The organism is Pleomorphochaeta sp. DL1XJH-081, assembly GCF_049310885.1.
Classification (GTDB): Bacteria; Spirochaetota; Spirochaetia; order Sphaerochaetales; family Sphaerochaetaceae; genus CAYZJV01.
Window position 1 is genome coordinate 1 of the sequence record NZ_JBMDYO010000030.1, and the last position, 524, is coordinate 524.

Annotated in this window: 1 protein-coding gene; it reads right to left on the reverse strand. The window is 58.6% G+C overall.

From position 1 onward, the window contains the following. Nucleotides 1-524: hypothetical protein (locus ACODJP_RS13775; RefSeq protein WP_422482475.1), on the reverse strand; the 524-nt coding region annotated here is incomplete at both ends.

Below are 524 nucleotides of genomic sequence, written 5' to 3' on the forward strand. Positions count from 1 at the left end.
GTGACGTCCAGGATCGAAACGGCCTCGGTGTCGTAGCTGATGTTGAAAGTGTCGGAAGTGGCGTCGGTGTCCAGAATTGAGCACTTGAACATGGCAAACGAATCCACCATGGAAGGAGTGACCGTCAAGGTGGCCGCAGTTGCTCCTGCGATATTTTCCCAGACGGTCCCGTTGATCGATTTTTTCCATTGGTAGTCGAGGTTTGTCGTGTCCTTGGTGGTACCGCGGATGAGCTCGGCCTTGAGCGACAGGGAGGAGGGGCTGTGGTTCTTGAACTGGCTGCCTCCGGTGGCGTAAGCCCGGGCGACCACGAATGAGGTGCCGTTGGCCACCCGCGAGAGGGTGATGGCGACCGTCACGGGAAAGGCGAGGTTCAGAACCGGGTCGGTGTAGGTGCCGCTGAATTGGTAGTCGATCTGCCACACATCGGTCGTGAGCTTGTCCTCACTCACCGTGAGTACCCCGCTGGTGGCATTGATTGTCTCACCGTTGGAACCGCTGGTGACCGTAGTCCAGGTGGCAGA